Origin of the sequence: Prauserella alba (assembly GCF_024171735.1) — a bacterium.
GTDB lineage: Bacteria > Actinomycetota > Actinomycetes > Mycobacteriales > Pseudonocardiaceae > Prauserella > Prauserella alba.
Window position 1 is genome coordinate 74,175 of sequence record NZ_JAMTCH010000007.1, and the last position, 17,982, is coordinate 92,156.

Consider the following 17,982-nt stretch of genomic DNA (forward strand, 5'->3'; position numbering starts at 1 on the left):
GCCAGCAGGGGGTTCGGATGACGGCGGCAGGTGAGGGCAGACCGGCCGGCCCGCTTTCGGAATCGGTGGCGGAGCTGTGCAACCGGCTGCGCGGTCAGGTCTCCCCTCGCACGGCCGCGGGTTTCACCGAGGTGCTGCGCAGGTTGGAGGCGCCGCTGCAGGTCGCGGTCGCCGGGCGGATCAAGTCGGGCAAGTCGACCCTGGTCAACGCGCTGATCGGACGTCGCGTGGCGCCCACGGCCGTCGGCGAGTGCACGAGGCTGGTGACGCGGTTCCAGTACGGCACGGTGGACCGCATCGAGGTCGTGTTCACCGACGGCACGAAGCAGGTGCAACCGTTTGCGCCCGACGGCGGGATCCCGGCGGAGCTGGGCGTCGACATCGAGCGGGTGTCGCATCTCGAGGCGTACCTGACGAACGCGGTGCTGCGCGACATGACGGTGATCGACACTCCGGGGCTCGGGTCGCTCGACACGTCGTCGGTGGCGCGTACGCAGCGGGCACTCGGTGCGACCCGACTGAGTGGCTCGCTCACCGACGACGACCAGGAGGGTGAGCAGGCCGAACCGCCGGAGGACCCCGAGGCGGCCGACACCCTCGACGAGACGTCCCGCAGCGCGCTGGTCGGCGCCGAGGCGGTGCTGTACGTCGTCACGCAGGGCATCAGGGCCGACGACCAGCAGGCACTCGCCGCGTTCACCGCCGCGACGGCCAGCCGCGAGGCGGGTCCGGTCAACGCCATCGCCGTGCTGAACAAGGCCGACACGGTGCCGCCCGAATCGGTCGAGGGCGCAGACGGCGACGTGTGGCTCGCCGCGACGAAGCTGGCCGAGAAACAGGCAGGTCTCCTGCGGCCGCGGGTGGCCGACGTGCTGCCGGTCATCGGCCTGCTCGCGGAGTCGACGGAAACGGGGGCGTTCACCGATACCGAGGCCGATGCACTGCGTACCCTCGCCGGTCTCGACGACGGCGACCTGGAGGTCATGCTCGTCTCGGCCGACATGTTCACCACGTGGGACTGCGACGTTCCCGCGGGGGTGCGGGTGCGGTTGCTGGAGAAGCTGGACCTGTTCGGCATCCGCAGGGCGGTCGAGGTCATCCGCGAGGACGAGCGGATCACGGTGGGTGCGCTGCACCGGCGGCTGCTCGACAGCTCCGGGCTGGAGGCCGTGCAGCGACGGCTGGCGAGCGTGTTCGCCGCGCGCGCCGACGGCATCAAGGCGGCAGCCGCGCTGGCATCGATCACGGCGTTCGCCCACCACTCGGGTGACCAGGCGGAGCGGCAGCGGGTGCACGACGCCATCGAGGTCCTGCTCGCCCGCCCCGAGGCGCACCAGCTGCGACTGCTGGAGGCGTTGACACTGGTCACGTCGGGTGCGGTCGAGATGCCGCAGGACCTGACCGACGAGGTGCTGCGGGTCGGGAGCAGCGCCGAGGTCGACGCCCAGCTCGGCATGCCCGGTGCCCCCGTCGACGACCTGTCGGCGTACGCGCTGGAGCGTGCGGGCTGGTGGCGGTCGTTCGCGTCGTTCGGCGCCACGCCCGCGCAGGCGAGAGTGGCGCACGTCGTGCACCGCGCGTACTTCCTGCTGTGGCAGCGCCTGAAGACCCTGGCGAGCCAGGCGGCGGGTGCGCCGCCCGGCGCCGCACCCGCTCCCGGCGCCGCACCCGCCGGGGCACTCGACGGTGTCCGCTCCGGTGATCCGGCTTCCGACGGTGTCCGGCCCGGCAATCCGTTTCCGGCTCCCGCGGCACGGCCCGATCCGCAGGCACGGCCGGGTCCAGCGGTGCGGCCCGCAGGTCAGCCGCGCTCCGCTCCTCCGCAGGCCGTTCGCCCGCAGCCGGTGCATCCGCCGGCCGCCGGGCCGGGCGGTCCCGGTCGGTGACCCGTGGGCGAGTCGGCGACCGAGGAGTTCCGGAACGTGGGAACCGTACCGGCGCGTAGCACGTCGGACAGCGATGTGGACCCAGTAGCACTCGCGAGCGGCATCGAGCCGGAGCAGGCGCTGGCCGACCGCCAGGCCCTCATCCAGCTCTGCCTGTACGCCATGGATCGCGCGCACAGTGACGGCGTCGCCGAGCGCATCGAGAAGGGACTCGCGGCGGTCGGCGTGCACGCGCTGCGGCCCGACGGCGCGCGGTTCGACCCGGCGCAACACGAGGCGGGCGGTGCCGTGCGCACCGAGGACGCCCGGCTGGAAGGCACGGTCGCCGAGACCGAGGTGCCCGGCTTCGTCGACCACGATCGCCTGCTGCGCGCACCGGTCGTCACCGTGTACACGCGTCGCTGACCTCGGCTGCGGCTCCCCGATAGGCTGCGCGCTGTGACCTCATCCACACGTTCGCTCGGCAAGGCGGGCCTGCCTGCCCAGGTCAAACAGGCCAGGGAAGCGCTGCTCACGCTGCTGCGCGGGGAGGCGCCGGAGTCAGCCGACTGGGTGGAGCGGCAGCGTTCCTCGGCGGCGGCCAAGCCGACGGCCGTCGTGGTCGGCGAGACGAACCGCGGTAAGAGTTCGCTGGTCAACGCCGTGTTGGCGGCGCCGGGGCTCTCGCCGGTCGATGCCGAGGTGGCGACGTCGACGTACCTGGTCTTCGAGCACGCCGACGAGTGGGGGGCGAAGGCGTGCTACCCGGGGCAGCTCGCCCCGGTGGAGTTCCCGATGGCGGAACTGCCCGCGTGGTCGTCGGCGTCGCACGAGCTGCCGGCCGGCCAGTTGCCGCCGCGGTACGTGCAGGTCGACGGGCCGGTGCCGCTGCTGGAACGCGTCACCGTGGTCGACACTCCCGGCGTCGGCGGACTGGACGCGGGGCACGCCGAGCTCGCCATGGAGGCCGCGGCCAACGCGACGGCGCTGCTGTTCGTCGTCGACGCGTCCGCGCCGTTCACGTCGAGTGAGCTGCGGTTCCTCGCCGAGATGAGCGACCGCGTCGAGACCGTGCTGTTCGCGCTGGCCAAGACCGACCAGTTCCGGGGCTGGCGGGAGATCCTCGACGCCGACCGCAGGCTGCTGGCCGAACACGCGCCCCGCTTCGCCGACGCCGTGTTCCACCCGGTGTCGGCGCGCATGTTCGAGATGGCCGCGAAGGCACCGAACGAACAGGCCGCGGCCACACTGCGCGAGAAGTCGGGGATCGCCGAGCTCCAGGGCTCGCTGCAGGAAACCCTGGTCGGCAGGGCGGCGATGCTCGCCGAGGCGAACACGATGCGCTCGCTGGTCACGGCATTGTCGGAGCGGCACGCGAACGCGGTGGCCGACCAGCGCGCCCTGACGTCCGGCGAGGACGAGGCCGCCGCGTTGCGGGCCCGCCGGGACGAGTTGACCGCAGCCCGCCGTTCGTCCACACGCGGGTGGCAGCTCAAGCTGCGCGGTGAGATCCAACGGGCACGCAGCGACCTGACGCACGAATCGGCCCGGCGCATGCGGGAGGCCCAGGCGCGGTTCCGGCAGGAGATCGACGGGGCACGGCGACAGGACCTCAAGGACCTTCCCGCGCAGGTCGACGCGGTTCTGCAGGCGTCGTCGCAGCACATCTCCGGGATGCTCGCGCACCGTCTCAACCAGGTCGCCGACGCGACGCTGGCGGAGCTGTTCTGCGAGGAGGAGCTGGCCGTCATCCGGTCACAGTTCCTCCGCGGGGTGACGCCGCCGGTGGAGCTGCGCCCACCCGACAAGCGCCCGTCGTCGGCGGAGGACAAGCTGCTGGTGTTCATGGGTCTGACCAGCGGTGCGGGCGCCGCGAAACTGGCCGCCGCACCGTTGGCGGGATTCGCGCTGTTCAACCCGATCGTGCTGCCGGCGACGGTCGTCGTCGGTCTCGGCGCGGGCTGGTGGGTCGGCCGGACACGCAGGCACTCGGCCGACAAGCAGCACTCGAAGCAGTGGCTGGTCGAATCGATCGCCGACGCCCGCTCCACGCTCGACCAGCTGGTGTCCGAACAGCTCATCGAGGCCGAGCAGCAGCTGGCGCTGGCGCTGGACGAGGCGTTGAGCAGGCGGATCGAAGTGATCGAGGCCGAGCTCAAAGAGGTCGACAAGAACATCAAGATGGACGCCCAGGAGCGCAAGCAGAAGCTCGCGGTGGCGACGAAGCGCGTCAAGGACCTGGCCGACGGCCGGGAGCGTGCCGAGACGCTGCTGGGCCGGATCCGGGCGCTGCGGGACCGGCCCCGGGCGGGCGAACAGGGATGACGTTCCCCGTTCGCGTGCCGCGGCCTGCTGGTGGAGGGAACCGAACCGGCATACCGTGAGTCCCAATGACAAGACCCGCGCAAGGCGGGAGCACCGGGGAGGCCGGTATCGGCCGTTGCAGGCTGCGGCGGAGCCGGCAGGTGCCGAACGATCATCAGCCCTGAGCTAGGGGGAGTTTGCAGTGTGGGTCGACGACGGAAGCGCTGACACCACGGCCACCACCGAGGACATGACGGTGACGGTCGACGGTGAGGAGTACACGGCCGAGCTGAACCAGGACGTCGACGGCGACGGCGTGTACGACGCCGCCCTGATCGAGCACGAGGACGGTTCGGCTCAGCTGTTCGTCGACACCGACGGTGACGGCGAGGCCGACCAGTACGCAGCGGCCGACTCGGACCGCAACGTGATCGTCGAGGCCGAGTACGACGAGTCCAGCGGGCAGTGGGTCGATATGGGCGGTGGGCCAACCGAAGCTCCGCCGGAGACCGACGCGGGCGCCGGCGGCATGATCACCGCGGACCTCGGCGACGGTGACGTCGAGGTGGGCCCGGCGACGATCGACACCGACGAGGACGGCACGAACGACACCGCCATCGTCGAGACCGAGGACGGCGAGACGATCGCCTTCACCGACGAGGACGGCGACGGCGAGGCCGACATCGCCGTGGTCATCGACGAGCACGGAAACGAGGTCGTGCTCGAGAGCGACGGGGACGGCGAGTGGACCGAGACCTCCGACTCCGCGGGTTCACCGAGCGCCGCGCGCGTGCCGGAGACCGCCGACGTCTGGGGCGAGAGCGCCTCGGTCGGCGCGGGCGTCGAAGGCGTGGCGAAGATCGACTCGGCCACCGGCCAGTGGATCAGCCAGAACTGAACCGGCGAGCTCACGCGCGAGGCCCGAGAGCGTCGCGGCTGCCCGCCGTCCGCGGGTAGCGCGGCGGTGCGGTGCGGTGAGGTTCCAGCGCGGTCGGCGGAACCGCTGGGCAGCGCCGTCGGCATCGCCCGGTCGGTGTCGCTCGATCGGCGGCGCGACCATGGTGCTCTTCCGATCGGGCGATCCTGACGCTCCTGCGCGGCGCGCGCGGCCTGCTCCCTGCGGCCCGATGTCCCACCGGGGCGTCGGGCCGCAGTCGTTCGCCGGCCTTTACGCCCGAGTTCACCGCTTTTACCTGGCGAAAGTCATTCTTCAATTAGGCCGATCGACTGCAACTGAATCGATTCCCTGATCGTTCTTGTGAGAGAACCGACAGGACTGACCTGCCTGTGGTTGCGATACGGCCGTTAGTCTCTGGGAATCCCCAAGAAACGCACGCACCGCTTGGCCGCGGTGTGTGAAGCCATTTCGGTCGCCGGCAACGGAGCCCGCACCAGGACGCTGCAGTTCGGTGTGGGCTCTTGTCGTCGAAGACAGGAGAAGAGATGACTGCAGTAGCCATCCCAGGGCTGGACGACGCACCGACCACGCACAGTGGCGTGCTGTCTTGGGTGCGGGAGGTTGCGGAACTGACCACGCCTGACCGGGTGGTGTGGGTCGACGGTTCCGAGGAAGAGGCCGAGCGCATCAACCAGGAACTGGTCGAGGCTGGCACGTTCGTCAAGCTCGACAAGCGGCCGAACTCCTACTGGGCCGCTTCCGACCCGAGTGACGTCGCCCGGGTCGAGGAGCGCACCTTCATCTGCTCCGAGCGCGAAGAGGACGCCGGGCCCACCAACAACTGGATGGCCCCCGGCGAGATGAAGGCCACCATGACCGAGCTCTACCGGGGCTGCATGCGTGGCCGGACGATGTACGTCATCCCCTTCTGCATGGGCCCGCTCGGTGACGACGACCCGAAGCTCGGCATCGAGGTCACCGACTTCGCCTACGTGGTGTCTTCCATGGGCGTCATGACGCGCATGGGCAAGAAGGCGCTGGACAAGTTCGTCAAGGAGGACGGCACCGAGCGTGAGTTCGTGCCGGCGCTGCACTCGGTCGGTCACCCGCTCGAGCCCGGTGAGCAGGACGTGCCGTGGCCGTGCAACGACACGAAGTACATCACGCACTTCCCGGAGTCGCGCACGATCTGGAGCTACGGCTCGGGCTACGGCGGCAACTCGCTGCTCGGCAAGAAGTGCTACTCGCTGCGCATCGCCTCGGCGATGGCGCGCGACGAGGGCTGGCTCGCCGAGCACATGCTGATCCTCAAGCTGATCTCGCCGGAGAACAAGGCGTACTACGTCGCCGCCGCGTTCCCGAGCGCGTGCGGCAAGACGAACCTCGCGATGCTGCAGCCCACCCTGCCCGGCTGGCGCGCCGAGACCATCGGTGACGACATCGCGTGGATGCGGTTCGGTGAGGACGGCCGCCTGTACGCGATCAACCCCGAGTTCGGCCTCTTCGGTGTGGCGCCCGGCACCGGCGAGAAGACCAACCCGGTGGCGGTCAAGACCATCGACAAGGGCAATACGGTCTACACCAACGTCGCGCTCACCGATGACGGCGACGTCTGGTGGGAGGGCCTGACCAAGGAGGCACCGGCTCACCTGACCGACTGGAAGGGCCGTGACTGGACGCCGGACTCCGACGAGCCCGCCGCCCACCCGAACTCGCGGTTCTGCGCCCCCATCTCGCAGATCCCGACGCTGGCGCCGGAGTGGGACGACCCGCAGGGCGTGCCGATCTCGGCGATCCTGTTCGGTGGCCGCCGGAAGACGACGGTGCCGCTGGTCAACGAGTCCCGCGACTGGCAGCAGGGCGTGTTCATGGGCGCCACCATGTCGTCGGAGAAGACCGCGGCCGCCGCGGGCAAGGTCGGCGAGGTGCGCCGCGACCCGATGGCGATGCTGCCGTTCCTCGGGTACCACGCGGGTGACTACTTCCAGCACTGGCTGGACACCGGCAAGAACGCCGACCAGTCGAAGCTGCCGAAGATCTTCTACGTCAACTGGTTCCGCCGCGGTGACGACGGCCGGTTCCTGTGGCCCGGGTTCGGCGAGAACACGCGCGTTCTCAAGTGGATCGTCGAGCGGCTCGAAGGCAAGGCGAACGCCCAGGAGACGCCGGTGGGCCTCGTGCCGACCGCCGACGACGTCGAGACGTCCGGCCTGTCGGAGCCGATCGAGGACATCCAGGCGTCGCTGGACGTCAACGTCGACGAGTGGAAGCAGGAGATCCCGCTCATCGAGGAGTGGTTCGCCTCGATCGGCGAGGACAAGATCCCGTCCGCGCTGAAGGACGAGCTCGCCGCCTTGAAGCAGCGCCTCGGCTGAGTCTGTAACAGGGAGTGACGCGCGTCGTCACCCTCTTCGCGTTCCATCGTGCCCCCAGGGGCACCTTGGTGGCACTCAACGCCCCCAAGGTGCCCCTGGGGGCTTTGCCGTCACCGATCGTGTGCACGCTGTGTGACGACGACGTGCTCCAACCCGGGGCGGTCTGGGGCGTCGCGCACGTGCGGCACGGTGAAGCCCGCCGCGTGCAGGGTCGCGGTGACCTCGTCGAGGGTGCGGAAGCGGAGCGTCGAGTCGGACGCGACCGTGGATCCGTCCGGGAACCGATAGTCGTGCCGGAACGACACGAGCGGCAGCACCACGTCGGTCACGGTCGTCGCCACGGTCACCGCGCCGACCTCGGGCACGTCCCGCGTCACGTCGGGTGCGGCAGCCCACCTCTGCCAGGCGCGGGCCTCGGCCCGGCGGGTTTCGAAGACGAGCCACCCGCCGGGCCGCAGCGCGGCGTGCACGGCGGTCAACGTCGCGTGCCAGTCCTCGTCGGTCAGGAAGACCTGTGCCACGTTGCCGGTCATCACCGCGAGGTCGGCGCGGAACTCGGGCAGCCGTGACGGCACGGCGCCGGCGCCGCCGCAGAGCCACGTGACGTCGGCGTTCTTGCCGCGGGCGATCTCCAGGGACGCTTCGGCCGGGTCGACGCCGACGACGTCGCAGCCCTTGCCGGCCAGCGCCGCGGCCAGTTCACCGGTGCCGCAGCCGACGTCGACCACCCGAGCCGCATCCGTCTCCTCGGCGATTCCCAGGTACAGCGCCAGGTCGGCGCGGGGTCCTTCGAACACGTCATAAAGCGGTACGAGGCGTGGGTCGGCGAAGATCGCATCAGGCATTCGCGGACGGTACGGCCCGGAATCGGCGGCGTGCGAACGGATTTCGCTCACCGCGGACCTGAGCCGGTGTCCACCCGGAACAGCCGTGGCCACGTCCGGATTTCGGTACCGTGCTGCCATGGAATTCCGGTTCGGTGTGAACATGCTCGCCTCGGACGAGCGGATGCGTTGGCTCGACAAGTGCCGCAAAGCCGAGGACCTCGGCTTCGACGTCGTCGCGACGCCCGATCACCTGGGGATGCCGGCACCGTTCCCGTCGCTGGTCGCGGCGGCGGAGGCGACGGAGCGGGTGCGGCTCACGACGTTCGTCGTCAACACCGCGTTCTACAACCCGACCCTGCTCGCACGTGATGTCGACACGACCGACCTGCTCCTCGGAGGCAGGTTCGAGGTCGGCCTCGGTACCGGGTACGCAAAGGCCGAGTTCGACGAGGCCGGACTGCCGTTCCCCCGCCCCGGCGCGCGGCTGGACCATCTCGAACAGTGCCTCGCCGTGCTCAGGCGGCACTACGGCGAGCGCAAGTTGCCGCCGATCGTCCTCGGTGGACAGCGCGACCGGATGCTGCGCATCGCCGCGCGGGAGGCCGACGTCGTCGCACTGTCGGGGGTGCATTTCAACCGCGACGGCGACGCCGCGAGCCTGGCAGATCTGTCCGAACTCGACGAACGAGTCGCGTTCGTGCGCTCCGAAGCGGGAGACCGTGACCCGGAGCTGAACATGCTGATCCAGCACGTGGACGTCACTGACGATCGCGCAGCAGGACTCGAACGCATCCAGCAGTACGACGAGGCGAAGCCGGTCGACGAGCTGGGCGAGCTGCCGATGCTGCTGGTCGGCACCGCCGAGCAGATCGCCGACCGGCTGCGTGCCCACCGGCAGCGGTTCGGACTCAGCTACATCACCGTGATGGAGAAGGACATGGAAAGGTTCGCGAGCGTCATCGAACAGCTGCGCTGATGGAGCTGGTCGCGGACGGACTCGGGGTTCGCGCCGGTGACGTGTGGCTGCTGCGCGAGGTCGACCTGCACGTGCGACCGGGCGAATGCCTGGTGCTCACCGGCCCCAACGGCAGCGGCAAGTCGACGTTCCTTCGTGTCGTGTACGGCATGCAGGAACCCGCGGAGGGCATCGTCACCGTCGGCGGTGCGTCGCCGGACGAGCGCGACCGGAGCTTCCGGAGACGCGTATCGGCGTTGCTGGACGACTCCGACTTCTTCGCCGAGTTCACCCCGGTGCAGCACCTGGAACTACTCGGGACGTCGTTCGGCGCCGACCTCGACGTCGATGCGCTGCTCGAGGATGCGGCACTCGCCGACCGTGCCGATGTCACGGCGGGCTCGCTCTCGGCGGGCCAGCGGCGGCGGCTGCTCCTGCTCGGCGTGACAGCGAGGCCGTTCGACGTGCTCCTGCTCGACGAACCCGAGCGCGCACTCGACGTCGCGGGAAAAGGGTGGCTGACCGACGTCATCGCACGCGCGACGGGGAACGGTGCGGTCGTCGTGCTCGCGACGCATCATCCGCCGTTGCTCGACGCAGCCGATCACGTGCTCGAACTCGGGGCCCCCGAACCGGCGCGGTAGCGATGATCCGGCCATGACGCTGCGCAAACTCCTCAGCGGTGACACGACCGCACTGCTCGCCGTGTTCGCCGCCGGCTGGCTGTTCAGCGCGTTCTACCGCATCGAGTGGTGGCGCGAGCTCGTCGAGGTCGATGTGGGCACGCACGCGGCTGCCGTGGTGACGTTCTGCTGCGTGGTGGCGGTCGCCGTCTGGTCGTCGTTGCTGCGGCGGCGATTCCTCTGGGCCGACCCCGCCGAGCTGACCTGGCGCGGTTTCGTGGGCCGCCATGACAGGGCGCTCGCCATCAGCGGTCGCGTCTGGTTGGGCTGGCTGGCGCGGCTCGCGGGGTTGGCGTACGCCGGGACGTTCCTCGGCATGGTCTGGCAGGTGCCGTCGTGGGCGTGGCAGGCGATGGCGGCCGTCGTCGTTCTCGGTGGCCTGTCCAGCCTGCCGATGGCGGCGGGTGTCGGCACGCCGTGGCGCCTGCCCGTTGCTGCACGTACCGGCCGCGAACGCCTCGTCGAGGGCTGGCACGAACGCGTGGTGCGTGCGGTCGGCGTGACGTTCATGGACCCGGGGATGCTGTTCCCGCCCGCGAACCCGGTCCGCATGCGGATGCGTTCGGTGTGGTCGTTCGTCGCCGCGGGTGTGGTGGGCCGAGCGCGGTTCGTGCCCGCTGCGGCTGGACTCGCGGTGGTGGCGGCACTCGCCCGCCCGGTACTGCCCGCCGCTCCGGAGGTGGTGCTCGCGGGTGGGTGCGCGTTCGTCGCACTGGTGCCGTTCGGGGCGGTGCCGCGTGGCTCTGGCGTTCACCGGGGCTGCGGCGGTGGCTGGACGAACCGGACGTCGTGTTGCGCGCCTGCACACTCGTTGCGTTGTTGGCCGTCACAGCAGCGTGGGCCGCACTGTTCGTACTGGCCGTCGCGGCCATGGGCGGCGGGCCGCTCTGGGATTCCCCTGTGTTGCCGTTGGTGCCCGTGATCGCAGCCGGTGTGCTCCGTACCGCGACGCGCCTTCCGGTCGATTACGCGACTCCGGCAGCGACCGACACGCCGTTCGGCCGGGTGCCGGTGCACTTGATAACGCAACTGGTGCGCGGCCCCGACCTCGTCGTGGTGGGCGTGGTGCTGACCGCGGTGCTGCCGATGCCCGCGGCACTGATCGTGGCTGCCGCGGGCATCGGCTGGGCGTTGCTGCGCTGACTCCACCGGGCCACGATCGGCCCGCAACCGGTCAGCTCGGCCGAGGGTGCGAACTCAGAACAGTCCGATGAGCTTGTCCACGGCAAGGTAGCCGAACAGGCCGAGGCACACGGCCAGCAACGTGTTCGACACCCAACCCGACCGGCCGACGCGTTCGACCCGGTTCGAGTTGAGCAGGAACAGCAGTGTGCCCGCGAGGAACGGCATGAACAACGCACCGAGCGCGCCGTAGGCGACGGTCAGCTGGAACGGCTGGTCGAGGAACAGCAGCGCCATCGGCGGGAACGTCAGCCACGCCACGTACCCGCGGAACACCGGGCTGCCGATGCCCGCGCGGTGGTCGTAGTCCGCGAGACCCTCGGACTCGCCGACCGTGTACCGCGGCAGGCGCCACGTGCGCCACCAGTCGGCGAACAGCAGGCTGACACCGTTCCACACGCCGACGAGCGAGCTGAACGACACGGCCCAGAACCCGATGAGGAACGGGATGCGTGCCCACTGGCCGTAGTCGGAGGCAAGCGTGTTGCCGAGCATGAGCAGACCCTCGTCGCCGTCGACGACGTTCTGCCCGGCGAGTAGCTCGGCACCGACGATGAGCATCGCGATGACGAAGATCGCCGTGGTGATGTAGCCGGTCGTGTTGTCGAGCCGCATCATCGACAGCCACCGCGACGACCGCCAGCCCTTGGCGAGGGTCCAGTACCCGTAGGCGGCCATGGTGATGGTGCCGCCGACGCCGCCGATCAGTCCGAGGACGTAGACGAACGACCCGTCGGGCAGCCGCGGCACGAAACCGTCGAACGTCTCCACCAGGTTCGGCGTCACGAGGATCGCGGTGCCGACGACCGAGACGAACATGACGCCGACGAGTGCGGTCATCACCTTCTCGATCACGGCGTACCGGCCGAACCACACCAGCACGAACCCGACGACGCCACTGAGCATCGCCCAGTAGCGCACGTCGAGAGCGGGGAAGAGCGCGTTGAGGGGCAGGCCGCTGGCCGACATGGCCGTGGCGCCGTAGACGAAGCCCCACACCAGGGCGTACGCGCCGAAGTAGACGAGGACCCATCGGCCGAGGGTGCGCCAGCCCGAGAGCATCGTGCGGCCGGACGTGAGGTGCCACCGGCCGACGGCTTCCGCCAGCGCGATCTTGAAGATCGTTCCGACGATCACCGCCCACAGCAGTGTGTAGCCGTAGCGCGAGCCCGCGACCATCGTGGCCACGAGATCGCCGGCACCGACGCCGGTCGCCGCGGCCATGATGCCGGGGCCGATCTGACGCACCTTCGCTTTCAGGCCGACGGGGACTTCGGGTTCTGCCACCTCGCCGTGGCGGGGATCGGAGGACATGCGCAGCAATCTAACCGGCGTCGGCGCGGCGGGACAGGGCGGTGTCGTCCGTTTCGTCCGCGGGGTCGGCCAGCGCCGTGCGCAGGTCGTCGAGCGGCAGGCCCACGGCGTCGGCGATCGCCAGCACGGTGAAGAACGCCGGCGTCGGGATGCGGCCGGTCTCGATCTTGCGCAGGGTCTCCACCGAGATGCCAGCGTCGGCGGCGACCGCGACCATGCTGCGCTCGCCGCGTGCACTGCGCAGGGCGATGCCGAGTCGTTCGCCACGCAGGCGTTCGGCTTCGCTCAACGGCACTCGCACCACGGCGCCGATAGTAATGCCGATCCGTGCCGGCCGGATATCGCTTACCGACGGCCGTGCGAGGCCAGGACGAGCTGTGCGCACAGCGGCCGTGCACCTGTGCACACAGCTTGTGGATAACTCTGTGGAAAACATGGGGAGGCTGTGCACAAGGCTGTGAACGCATCGGGGGTCCCGTGAACGCTTGCGGACGCCCGTCGGCAGGCAGCCACCGGGCGCGCACACGACGAGGCCCGCCTCCCCGCCTTGAGACGGGGAGGCGGGCCTCGTGCGCTGCGGTGAACCGCCGGTGTCACGCCCTCCGGTGCGGCACCGCCCGGCGGCAGGTCCGCCGCCGGGCGGTGCTCACGATCCGTTCGCGCCGTCCGGTGTGGGCAGCGGAGCACCGGGGATGCTCTGGTCCTCCGGCACGATGCCGTCGACCAGGTAGTCCTCCACGACCTCGTCCACGGCCGGGTTGTCACCCGCGTAGATGCCGTGGTCGCCCTCGTCGGTCACGGTGATCATCCGCGAGCCCTCGAAGTTCTCGTGAGCGCGACGGGCACCCTCGATCGGTGTCGCCGGGTCGTGTTCGGACTGGACGATCAGCGTGGGAGGCACGCCCTCGCCGTCCATCTCCGGCAGGTCGATCGGCTTGCCCTTCCAGAAGATGCACGGCTGGATCAGCCAGCCCCAGCCCAGCAGCGGCCACTCACGGCCCATCAGTTCGGACTGCCAGGTGGCGGTCATCCGGTTGCCGTACCACGGGCCCTCGTTGCAGGGGATGGTCCAGAAGCTGGCGTCGTAGGCGTCGTCGTACTGCTGCGCGCCGTGGCCGTTGTCCACGACGAGCGGCTGCGGGCCGCGCGCCTTCGTGTTGGCGAGCAGCTTGCGCACGTTGTCCAGCGCCGTCGGGGACGCGGTGCGCATTTTCTCGCCGGTCAGCTCGCGCAACGACACGAGGTACTCGGCCAGCGACGGGAACGCCGCCTTGCTGTAGAGCATGCCGGCGATCGCCGAGTCGAGCTCGTTCGGGCCGACCTTCTCGCCGTCCAGCTCCACGGGCTTCTCGGCCAGCGCGGCACGCACCTGCTCGTAGGTCTGCCTGGCGCGCTCACCGGAGTCGCCGAAGCCGTACTGCTCGTCGTACTTCGCCATCCACGGCAGGAAGTCCTCCCGCCAGCGGCGTTCGAAGCCGAGCGGCTGCCAATCGAACGAGCGCTGCCACGTCGTCGTGAACTCGGTCGCCGAGTCCAGCACGAACCGGCCGGTGTGCTCGGGGAACCGCTGCGCGTAGTGCGCGCCCAGCCAGGTACCCGCCGAGTAGCCGACCCAGTTGATCTTCTCGCGCCCGAGCAGGCTGCGAAGCAGATCCATGTCGTGCGTGGTCTGGAACGTGTTGATCAGCGGGCCGAGCTCACCGGACTTGAGCTGGCACGAGTCGGCCGCGTACTCCGTCGCGTCGAGGATCAGCTTGAGGTTCTCGCGGCTGCGATCGCGCGGGTCAAGGGAGTCGCCCGTGCCGATGGCGCCGCCGCACGTGATGTTCGTGCTGTGGCCCGTGCCGCGCGGGTCGAAGCCGATGACGTCCTGGTGCTCGCGCAGGCGGTCCTGGCCGGCGAGCCGCAACGGGAAGTTGCGGCCCGGAGCCCCGGGGCCGCCCGGGTTGGTGAGCACACTCGCGGTCGAATCGCCCTTGGCCTTCAGCCTGCTCACGGCGATCGTGATGTCCTCGCCCGCGTCGGCGTCGTTCCAGTCCTGGGGCGTCCGGTAGGTGGCGCACTCCAGGTCGTATTCCTTCGGCGGCTCGGAGCCCAGTTCCTCGGAGGTGCACGCGTGCCAGTTCAGTTGCTGCTCGGCGTAGCGCTCCGGGACCTCGTGGGCGATCTCCGGCTGCGCGGTCGTCGCCTGCTGCGTCGTCCGCTGCCGCGGCGGCTCCTCGGTCGGGGTGCCGGTGGCCGCGGCGGCGGGAGCGATGCTGGCGACCAGGGCGGTCGCCAGCGATCCCGCGACGACGGTCCGCCGTAATGTCGTCATGGTCATGGAGTCCCTCAATCTCGAAATGATCGAGGACATTCAAGCGGGCCGTGTCGGTGGTATCAACCTGCCGATCGTCGGGAAAATCGGAGCTTGACAGCGACGTGTGTCCTAATTGGGCATCGGGGAGGAGCCGATGTCACGGACCGAACCCGTCGTGGCCTGGTTCAACTCCGCGTAGCACGTGACGTTGGTGAATCCGATGCGCCAATTCGTCTTGTCGGGCCAACGCCACGAAGGTGCCACGTCGCGCCGGTCCGCACCGATGAATCGGTGCACTTTCGTGCCACATGCGCTGCGTGCTTTGTCGTTGAACTCCCGTTCGGACGGAATCGCCTTGTCGGCCTTGCCCGCGTTCACGACGCCGACGGCCTCGGCCAGGTGCGGCTCGCTGCAGGGCACCGTCCGGGGCAGCTCGGCCGAGGGGCGGGTGGTGGAGCAGACGCGGTACCGGTCGAAGTCCTCGGCCAGTGCGCCGCGGACCGATCCGGTGCGCTCGACAGGTCTGCCGGTGCCGTCGAGCTGCGCGACGCCGCAGCGGTACCAGCGGTGACCCGCTCGCCAGTCCTCGGCGTCGGCCCACACCAGCCACGCTCCGAGCGTGGAGGCGTCGTACGAGGTGCTGCCGAGGTACTCGGCGGCGGCGTCGCGGCACTGCGGGAAGACGGTGCGGAAGACGGTCGAGTCGTCGGGAGGGGCGCCTTCCAACGTGGAGCCCAGGTCACCGCCGAACGTGCCCTCCTTGGTGACCTCGACGGTGTGCTCGTCGGAGCACTCGACCGGGCCCGGGTTGTCGCCGTCGAGACACTCGCCGACCGCCGCGACGATCGTGCGCTGGGCGGTGTCGTTCCCGCTGCGCCCGCCTGTGTCGTCGCCGGAAGCGGGAACGTCGCCGGGGGCGGCTGTCGGCGTCTCGACGGAGCGCATGCGATCGGGTTCGGCCAGCCCGATCGTCGTGTCGGCGCATCCGGCCAGCACGAGGGCGGTGGCCACCGCCGATGCGGCCAGCGCAATTCGCCCAGATCTCGACATCGGGCTCACTCTATCGAGTGAGGTCACGCGGCCGGTAGGCGTGGGTGTGACCGCTTGTCGGCGTCGCCGCAGGTGTGATCGCCTGCCGTTCGGTTATTCGTCCATCGTGGACGGCGAAGATCACGGCCTGATCGTCATCGCGCTGCCCGATTCGTCCACTTGAGACGTCTTTCGGGGCGGGTTTCGCCGCGGCGGCAGGTAAAATCGCTGGTCGCAGGTGGTGCGACGGCGGGTCTGGACATATGGAAACCCCGCGGTGCTGCCAGGTCGGGGGTCCGCCAGCACCGCGGGGTCATGAGGCATATCGACACCGGCCCCGGTGGCGTTACACCTGAAACCCATTGTAATTCAGGTCACACTCGCGGCTTGGATTTCTGGTAGCCGTGTGTCTGGGCGAGAGTGATCAGCTCGTCGCGCATCGTCGTCGTGGTGGCGGTGTCGATCGCCTTGCTGACGGCGCGGCGGGTGCGGGTCTGGGCTCGACGGGCGCGGAGGCGTGCGGCGAGGTTCGACATCTGTGGTGTGGCATCTCCTTCGAGAGCTACTCGGTTGCGTGACGGCCGGCCGGGTCGTGCCGGCCGTGTCGGGATCGGATGCGCCGTTCGGTGCCGGCTGCCCGCTCGCGTCTGTCCGTCGCGAGCCCCCATGGCGACTGCCGGCGGTGGCTGATCGGTGGGTCGTCGGCACCGGTGTGCCGGCGGAGCGTGAACGGATTGACCGATCACCTCTCGACTTCGATCCCTACATGTCTTATTATCCGCAACCTTTCGCGGCTTCGCCAGTGATCATCCGGTGAGCTGGCTTACTTCCCGAATGATCGTCGGCGCCGTTACATGATCTGCGTGGCCCATCCGGGTGACATCGGCGGCTAGGTCCGTCTTCGGATATCTAGGAAAAGCGCTATATGAACCTAGAAACGGGTATCTACCCCTATGGGCGAGTCGGGCTGGGCCGGCGTTGCGGTGCGCTCCCCGGCGGCGAACACCGGTGGAGTGATCGCCGACGATCAGTCGGCGCGCGTGAGGAGGTAATTGCCGAAATGCGGCACGGTGAAGGCGATGTGGCCGCGTTCGGCAGAGTAGACGAGGCCCTTCTTCATCAGGCTGTCGCGCGCCGGTGACAACGACGACGGCTTCCGGCCCAGGTAGACGGCGATGTCGGAGGTGACGGCGCTTTCGTCCTTGCCCTGTGTGAGCTCGGCCATCGCGCGCAGGTACTCGCGCTCGGCGGGGGTTGCCCGTTCGTACCGGGAGCCGAAGAAGCCGACGGCGAGTTCCGCCTCGGCCTCGGGGGCGGCGACGCGCACGTCCTCCTCGGTGATCGGATTCGTCGGCGCGGCGTCCCACGCGGCTTTGCCGTAGGCCTGGATGAAATAGGGATAGCCACCGGAGGCCGTGTGCATCGCGTCGAGGGCGTGAGGCGCGATCTCGGCGTCCTCGCGTTCGATGGGCGCGAGCACGGCGCGGTCGGCGTCCTCTCTGCTCAGGCGGTCGATTCGGGTGTAGCGGAAGAGGCGTTCGGAGTACGACTTCGAGGCCGACAGCACGGCGGGCACGTGCGGCAGGCCCGCCCCGACCACCACGAGCGGCGCCCCGGACTGCGAGAGCTCGTGGCACGCCGCGCACAGGGCGGAGACGTCCTCGGGGCTCAGGTCCTGGATCTCGTCGATCAGCAGTGCGACCCCGGAGCCGACGTCGGTGGCCAGCTCGGCGACCTCGGTGAACAGTTCGACGAGGTCGATCTCGATGTCGCCGGAATCGGCCCTGCCCTGTGCGGGTGGCACGTCGATGCCGGGCTGCCAGCGATCGCGCAGCTTCGCGTCGGGCTTGTTGGACTTGAGTGCGAAGGCCTTGAGGACGGCGAGCACCTCGTCGACCCGGTCGGGTGCGCGGTGGCGAACGGCCAGATCGCGGACGGCACGGTGCAGCGCCGCCGACAACGGCCTGCGGAGCTCGGCGTCCGGGCGTGCCTCGACCTTGCCCGCACCCCAGCGGCGTCTGATCGCCATGGAGCGCAACTCGCCGAGCAGCACGGTCTTGCCGACGCCGCGAAGCCCGGTGAGCATCAGGCTGCGCTCGGGCCTGCCTCGCGCGACGCGCTCCAGTACCACGTCGAACGCGTCCAGTTCGCGTTCACGGCCGGCCAGCTCGGGTGGGCGCTGACCTGCTCCGGGGGCGAACGGGTTCCGCACGGGGTCCATCGCTACGACACTATTGGGTTGTCTAGCCCC

16 protein-coding genes are annotated in these 17,982 nt (G+C 69.8%); 9 read left to right on the top strand and 7 right to left on the bottom strand.

Features of this window, described 5'->3' with window-relative positions:
* Window positions 1-17 precede the first annotated feature (17 nt).
* From LY12_RS22345 to LY12_RS22365, 5 genes are all read left to right on the top strand, one after another.
* Complete coding sequence (locus LY12_RS22345) at window positions 18-1,886, top strand: dynamin family protein (RefSeq protein ID WP_372493603.1); 1,869 nt, start codon at window positions 18-20, stop codon at window positions 1,884-1,886.
* 75 nt (window positions 1,887-1,961) lie between these two features.
* Entirely contained in the window at window positions 1,962-2,291 is a 330-nt protein-coding gene (grpE, locus tag LY12_RS22350) for a nucleotide exchange factor GrpE (protein ID WP_253859660.1), read from the top strand.
* A 33-nt stretch (window positions 2,292-2,324) separates the two neighbouring features.
* A complete protein-coding gene (locus tag LY12_RS22355; RefSeq protein WP_253859426.1) occupies window positions 2,325-4,190 on the top strand; it encodes a dynamin family protein in 1,866 nt (621 codons plus the stop codon).
* Window positions 4,191-4,371: 181 nt separating this feature from the next.
* Window positions 4,372-5,067, top strand: a complete 696-nt coding sequence (locus tag LY12_RS22360; protein WP_253859427.1) for a hypothetical protein — start codon at window positions 4,372-4,374, stop codon at window positions 5,065-5,067.
* A gap of 545 nt (window positions 5,068-5,612) precedes the next feature.
* Window positions 5,613-7,442 carry a phosphoenolpyruvate carboxykinase (GTP) gene (locus LY12_RS22365; RefSeq protein ID WP_253859428.1) on the top strand — a complete coding sequence of 610 codons (1,830 nt, stop codon included), beginning with the start codon at window positions 5,613-5,615 and terminating at the stop codon, window positions 7,440-7,442.
* Between the two features lie 110 nt (window positions 7,443-7,552).
* On the opposite strand, the gene LY12_RS22370 is transcribed toward LY12_RS22365, so the two are convergent.
* A complete protein-coding gene (locus LY12_RS22370; RefSeq protein WP_253859429.1) occupies window positions 7,553-8,287 on the bottom strand; it encodes a class I SAM-dependent methyltransferase in 735 nt (244 codons plus the stop codon).
* Window positions 8,288-8,405: 118 nt separating this feature from the next.
* Here LY12_RS22370 and LY12_RS22375 point away from each other — a divergent pair, with 118 nt between their 5' ends.
* Genes LY12_RS22375 through LY12_RS22390 form a run of 4 tightly spaced genes read left to right on the top strand, consistent with a single transcriptional unit; the run spans window position 8,406 to window position 11,050 of the window.
* Window positions 8,406-9,245 (top strand): TIGR03621 family F420-dependent LLM class oxidoreductase, encoded by an 840-nt coding sequence (locus tag LY12_RS22375; protein ID WP_253859430.1) that lies wholly within the window; start codon window positions 8,406-8,408, stop codon window positions 9,243-9,245.
* A complete protein-coding gene (locus LY12_RS22380; RefSeq protein ID WP_253859431.1) occupies window positions 9,245-9,868 on the top strand; it encodes an ABC transporter ATP-binding protein in 624 nt (207 codons plus the stop codon). Before LY12_RS22375 ends, LY12_RS22380 begins: the two co-directional genes overlap by 1 nt.
* Window positions 9,869-9,881: 13 nt before the next feature.
* Entirely contained in the window at window positions 9,882-10,829 is a 948-nt protein-coding gene (locus LY12_RS22385) for a hypothetical protein (protein WP_253859432.1), read from the top strand.
* Complete coding sequence (locus tag LY12_RS22390) at window positions 10,826-11,050, top strand: hypothetical protein (protein WP_253859433.1); 225 nt, start codon at window positions 10,826-10,828, stop codon at window positions 11,048-11,050. Before LY12_RS22385 ends, LY12_RS22390 begins: the two co-directional genes overlap by 4 nt.
* A gap of 54 nt (window positions 11,051-11,104) precedes the next feature.
* On the opposite strand, the gene LY12_RS22395 is transcribed toward LY12_RS22390, so the two are convergent.
* The 6 genes from LY12_RS22395 to LY12_RS22420 all read right to left on the bottom strand — a co-directional run bounded on the left by LY12_RS22395 (window position 11,105) and on the right by LY12_RS22420 (window position 17,952).
* Window positions 11,105-12,403: an Nramp family divalent metal transporter gene (locus LY12_RS22395; protein WP_253859434.1), complete on the bottom strand. Its 1,299-nt coding sequence runs from the start codon at window positions 12,401-12,403 to the stop codon at window positions 11,105-11,107.
* 10 nt (window positions 12,404-12,413) lie between these two features.
* Window positions 12,414-12,707, bottom strand: coding sequence for a helix-turn-helix domain-containing protein (locus LY12_RS22400; RefSeq protein WP_253859435.1), 294 nt, complete (start codon window positions 12,705-12,707; stop codon window positions 12,414-12,416).
* Between the two features lie 342 nt (window positions 12,708-13,049).
* Window positions 13,050-14,720, bottom strand: a complete 1,671-nt coding sequence (locus LY12_RS22405) for an alpha/beta hydrolase (RefSeq protein WP_253859661.1) — start codon at window positions 14,718-14,720, stop codon at window positions 13,050-13,052.
* 111 nt (window positions 14,721-14,831) lie between these two features.
* The gene (locus LY12_RS22410) at window positions 14,832-15,752 is read right to left on the bottom strand and encodes a septum formation family protein (protein ID WP_253859436.1); all 921 of its coding nucleotides are present in this window, start codon (window positions 15,750-15,752) and stop codon (window positions 14,832-14,834) included.
* A gap of 353 nt (window positions 15,753-16,105) precedes the next feature.
* Complete coding sequence (locus LY12_RS22415; RefSeq protein WP_253859437.1) at window positions 16,106-16,267, bottom strand: hypothetical protein; 162 nt, start codon at window positions 16,265-16,267, stop codon at window positions 16,106-16,108.
* Between the two features lie 491 nt (window positions 16,268-16,758).
* Window positions 16,759-17,952 (bottom strand): ATP-binding protein, encoded by a 1,194-nt coding sequence (locus LY12_RS22420; protein ID WP_253859438.1) that lies wholly within the window; start codon window positions 17,950-17,952, stop codon window positions 16,759-16,761.
* Window positions 17,953-17,982: the final 30 nt, after the last annotated feature.